Here is a 4,760-nt window from a genome sequence, read left to right as displayed (position 1 = left end):
TCGTTATTGGGCGGTTACGTTGTATCTACAGGAATGTTTTGACGCTCCAAGTATTGCGGTGTGACGATAAGGACATTGCCATTCGGGTTGTAATCGTGCCATTCTGTAGAGGTTATAAAGTTTTTGGAGGAAGCCATGCCATTTTGCAAAGTACGGTCAATTAACTGGTGTCTAGATAAGAAAGCCTTTTGTTCTGAAACAGCCAGATCCATCAATTGATACCAAGTTCTGAGTTTCCTTTGAGCTTGTTCATCAAAACCAGGACTCGTTCCTTCACGGCTGATTGATAGGGTAATCAGTTGCCTTTCCTGGCTCCAAGCCTCTTGTCCAATCCGATGCTGTTGCCAGGCTTGGGAATACTTTAAGCTACTCCCTATTCCCAGCGTTACAATAATAATCGCTAATAGTTGACCGATTAAAATCAAACTAATGATTCCTCTGACAGGCACTTGCCCTTTTATAATCTGCATCAGGTGTATCTTTTTTATCCCAACTGCGAAGAGTTGAGCGAAAAACAGGGAGATCGACAACAAGATGAGATTATAACTGAGCAAGCCTTCTCCTATGGTCATTAGGGATTGCGTTGGAAGCGACAGAATTTTTTGCATAAGAATGGCGAGCAAGCCAGCTAAACTGAAACCAACAGCTATCCCTTTCAAATCCTCACCAACTGGTCTAAGGAAAATGGACCACCGTTTCTCTCCTGAAATGAGGCGAATGCCCGACGACCGTAATTGGCTAATTTGACTAATTAAAGTCAGTGCTACAAAGGTTAAGATGAAAATCAATAGACTGATTAACTGAAATCCGTTACTAAAGATAGCCATTAACGTAGATAGTTTAGATGGAATTGTCAGGTGCATGTTAGTCAAGCCAAGTTGACTTAGCTCCTCCCTTAGCAAGTGAATATCTAGGTGTCCACCGAATACAAAATAGTTTGTTTCAACACTACTACTTTGAGTATCTTCTAGTTTTTTTCCTGAAGCCCATCAGGCAACTTTCCGTCCCCAAAGGTCGTATAAGAAAAAACTGTAGTACCTTCTGAGTTAGGATCTTGGTGTTGAATCGCAATAAAGCTATCCGTTTCTTCTGCTAGTTTTTCCAAGCGTGTAGCAATATGCTGAAAAGTTGTTTCAGGGGAAGAATCACGTACAACAACGTTGGGGTAGTAACGGGAGACATATGTATCAGTCCAAATGGTAAATACCCAAACAAAGAACAAACTAGCAAGCAGGTTGGATATGAGTATAAATAATTTTTTCATAGTGCATTCCTTATTCTAAAACAGAGGGCAGAAATACCCCTGCCCTCTATAAACTAACAAGCTTACTAAACTATTGATAGAAGTAACCGTATCAAGTGCTAATAATGGTTGAGTTAATTTACAAGAACCTACTCCAGTGAAATGATCCTATCACATTGCCGTGCTTGCTCCATGTTATGCGTAACAATCAAAATTGTTTTACCAAATTGATCTCTCAAAGTTCGAATCAAATCGAATGCTTTTTGAGACATTTCAGGATCTAACGATCCGGTTGGTTCATCTGCTAGGACAATATCTCCGGGCTTTAAAATAGCTCTCACAATCGCAATTCTCTGCTGTTCACCTCCCGATAATTCATTGACTTTACTATTTAACCGATTTTGTAGACCAACAAATTCTAGCGTTTCCTTGATTCTCTGCTCTTTCTCCTGTCTAGAGAAATTCGAAAAAGTCATGGCAAGCATCAGGTTATCTTTCACACTAGATGTAGAAATGAGTGCATTGGATTGAAAAAGATAGTTGATGACATTCCTTCGATAATGAACTGCTGATTGCGAATTTACCTTAGGCAAAACTTTTCCGTTGATTAGGATTTTACCACTGTCAACAGTATCCAATAGTCCAATCATATTGAGGATAGTCGATTTTCCAGAACCAGAAGGTCCTACTAAAGCTACAAATTCATTTTCCTCAATATCAAAGCTTAAGTCTTTGAAAATTTCTCTTGAACCAAATTGTTTTGATACATTTTGTACTGAAATTCTAGACATGAGATTACTCCTTAAATGATTGTATGATACTCTCTCCTTCTTTACGGAACAAACTGAAGTAAAGAAGCATTATCTGAAAAGCAAATGTAGCTAGTGTCATGACTATTCCCAACTTAGAACCCACCAAGATAGAAACGATTAGTTCCATCACAGAAAAACTAATAATGAGAGAAACCACACCAATATATCTTTTCCATGGTGAGAATCCCATAAAGTATTGAACATACAATTTTTCTTCAAATAACAAGCGGTACATTAAGACAAAACTCCAGAAAATAGCCATCATCGTAATGATGATAATCGCTATAATCGTGCCGAAAAGATAAAATGTATAACTCAGATCTTTTTGAAGACCATTGATAAAGTTCTTGACAGTTGTAAAACTCAACCGATTATCCGTTAAATCTGGAAATTCTGTTTCTAAAACGGACACTACCTGTTCCATTGTTTCCCTATCACGAATCTTCAAAAGACCATTATAGCCGCTGACAACTAAGTTTGCCGACTCCATGAAATATAGATTCTCTGGTGTTGAGACAAAAATAACTGGATTCTCACTAGTTGTACCATAAGAAATGGAATCTGACCAAGTAAATATTGGTCGAGACGGTTGGTAAACCTTGAACATAAATTTCGGATTTTCTGTGAAATTAGTTTGTAAATCTCCCGGTTTTACAGTGACACTTTCCTGTAAATAAGCCTTCATCGCCTCAAGTTCTTCTGTATTGAGCGTGTTAGGTAGAAGATAAAGTCGAGTACCATTCCTCATCTCTAGCAACTCCTCATCACTTAGGGGAATACCTAACTCTTGCAGGTAATTATAGGAGAATTTCAAATACCAAAATGGTTTTTTAGGGACATGTTGGTATGTCCCATAGACTGCATCAAGGTACTCCTGATTAAGAAATTTTCCTTGGGCAATATAGACACCTGGAAGCTCAGATATACGCTGGTAAAAGTTATACATACTACGCTCAAGGGAATTTGTAGTTCCTGCATATGTACCTACATCATCTCCCTCAACAAAGCTGGAGATAACGTACATATCTTCAACATTTTTCCACTCCCTAGATACTTTCATATTATCAATAAACTGATTCGTTGGAGCATCTAAAGAGTAACTGACTGCGATTAACAAACCAGCTACCAAGGTATAGAATAACAAGCAGGTTACCATTAAAGGCTTCATTGGTAATCGTTTATGAATTGCGGCTAATGGAGAAACCGAATAAACAATAATCGTTGGAATAATGAATATCAATAGTAGCAACAAGACTGAGAGGCTGACTCCAGCAAAAACTAGAATAAACGATGATAAACCAAAACTAGACCAGCCTGACAACAACCAACTACATAAAGAGATAATTGGAATAATGTAGATTGAAAATAGTAGAGAATTTTTGAAAAAAGCAGACCATAATTCTTTTCTATCCCATCCTAAAAGAATCAATGTTCCGAAATGTTTAAAGGATTGAAGAACACAGATTAAGAATAGAATCAGTAAAATGAAGGCATTTACTAAGATGCTGATAGCAAGTATTATTCCCCAAATTCCCTGATCAGTACTACTTCCAAAACTTTCTTTTGTCAAATCCTCAACAGAAATACCTGACATCTTTGAAAGATGCAACAGAAAGTTATCTCTTGAGACAGCATCGTGGAGACCATTGATATGGTATATCCCATTGATCGTATTAGTGTTTTGAAAAGTATAATCTAATCGTTCAATGACTACAGGTGTGCTAAATAATAAATCTGGAAGCTCGTAAAGCATATTATTTGAGCCTTTGTCAAGTCCAATAGTCATACTATTATCACTATGAAATAATAAATCTGCAAATTGTTGTTGTGAGACTACTATTTTACCCGTACTTTCAAAATCTGAAAAACCAGCAGAGCTGCCAAGGATGTCTATATAAATCCTATTTAGACCTTCTCCTGTATCACTACTTTCAGAACGTTTTGTCCATATGGACAAGTCACTCTGTTCTAAAAAATAATTAAATACATCTTGTGATTGCTCTTCTGTTAACTTCTGAAGATAAACTGTTACAGTTTCGGAATGATGATTATAACTCTGCCATGACTGTTGATACTGTAAACCTGCTAAAAAAATTGCCACCAGAGCAAGTAAGACACTCTGGATGGCAATCAAAAACAGGATTAAGTATTTCATTTTACCTAATAACATGTTTTTGTATGTCATAGGTACTTACCTACAATTCCAGTAACATTCAGCTGTAGCAGTTCCGATGAATTTAGAAACACGTGCTTCTACTCCAGGTGATTGCCAGCCTGAGAATGCCCCGTTAGCAGTTGCTGAGTGTTCGTAAACACTAGACTGAACATTTGAATAGCTCCAAAGGCCAGCAGTACGACCATAATCCCAATAAACTGCAGTACCTTTATACCAAACTGTTGCAGCTGAAACAATCGAACCACCTGCACCAGCTAAAGTCAGTGCAAGTAAAGATGTTGTAATTATTTTTTTTATGCTTTTCTTCATCGTAAAGCCCTCATTTCTTTCACTTAAAATCTAACAATAACAATGACTGCATTTAGAAATATCAACAAATCATACCCTAGTACATCGGAATCCCTTCTTTCTAATTAAAAATTAGATAAAACAGAAATACTATATAGTTAATAGTATTTTCATCATTTAATCAACTAATCAGCCTTCCCAACATCAAGACCATTGGACTTCTTTTGTGATTGTACTCGAA

General features: G+C 37.0%; 4 protein-coding genes and 1 pseudogene. All 5 read right to left on the bottom strand.

The genetic code is table 11. From position 1 onward, the window contains the following. Positions 1–17: 17 nt before the first annotated feature. Positions 18–827, bottom strand: a pseudogene (locus HT671_RS12125) (hypothetical protein); the annotation flags it as partial. A 140-nt stretch (positions 828–967) separates the two neighbouring features. Beyond that, positions 968–1,264, bottom strand: a complete 297-nt coding sequence (locus HT671_RS12120) for a hypothetical protein (protein WP_007284909.1) — start codon at positions 1,262–1,264, stop codon at positions 968–970. A gap of 128 nt (positions 1,265–1,392) precedes the next feature. Then, positions 1,393–2,034: an ATP-binding cassette domain-containing protein gene (locus HT671_RS11165; protein WP_000087002.1), complete on the bottom strand. Its 642-nt coding sequence runs from the start codon at positions 2,032–2,034 to the stop codon at positions 1,393–1,395. A 4-nt stretch (positions 2,035–2,038) separates the two neighbouring features. Further along, entirely contained in the window at positions 2,039–4,240 is a 2,202-nt protein-coding gene (locus tag HT671_RS11160) for an ABC transporter permease (RefSeq protein WP_138703069.1), read from the bottom strand. A 6-nt stretch (positions 4,241–4,246) separates the two neighbouring features. Further along, a complete protein-coding gene (locus tag HT671_RS11155; RefSeq protein WP_000748217.1) occupies positions 4,247–4,540 on the bottom strand; it encodes a hypothetical protein in 294 nt (97 codons plus the stop codon). Positions 4,541–4,760: the final 220 nt, after the last annotated feature.

The organism is Streptococcus sp. 2741, from assembly GCF_013276315.1.
Classification (GTDB): Bacteria; Bacillota; Bacilli; order Lactobacillales; family Streptococcaceae; genus Streptococcus; species Streptococcus pseudopneumoniae.
Note: the sequence above shows the minus strand (reverse complement) of the source record. Positions and strands in the feature narration are given on the sequence as shown.